Raw genomic sequence first — 520 nt, forward strand, 5'->3', positions numbered from 1 at the left:
ATTGTGTTTTATTTTTACCTGCCCGCACTTCAAAGTGCAGGTGATCGCCGGTTGACCATCCCGTGCTGTCGGCTTTGGCTATAACCTGGCCTTTTTCAACTTCATCCCCGGGTGTAACTTTGTACGAGAGCAAATGGCCGTATAAAGTCCGGTATTTGCCGTGGTCTATGATAATACACTTCCCGTATGCGCCGTTATTCCCGACGAATATGACAATGCCGTCACCCGCCGAGTGGACTTCAGCACCCCTCGGACAGGCGATGTCGATACCCGTGTGAAGCCTGTATTCCTTGGTAATCGGGTGGGCGCGGTACCCAAAAGGTGATTTTATAGGACCACGGAGCGGCCAGGCCAGTTCGCCGGAACCCTCGTAATACCCGGTTTCCGTGCTATCGGTGATCTCCAGGGGAGAACTGGTGAGGTTGGCGTCAACATAATAGTTGTCATCAATGTTCATGGCCAATCTCAGTACCAGCTCAAATTCGATGTCTTTGGTCAATCCGTAGCTGGCGAGCAAATT

Annotated in this window: 1 protein-coding gene; it reads right to left on the reverse strand. The window is 51.5% G+C overall.

What is annotated here, in order from left to right; translation table 11 throughout:
- Positions 1–520 (reverse strand): M23 family metallopeptidase (locus IT084_RS17705; RefSeq protein ID WP_195714188.1); only part of this gene is annotated, 520 nt, incomplete at both ends.

This window comes from Desulfallas sp. Bu1-1 (assembly GCF_015594625.1).
In the GTDB taxonomy this organism is placed as follows: domain Bacteria; phylum Bacillota; class Desulfotomaculia; order Desulfotomaculales; family Desulfallaceae; genus JADNRQ01.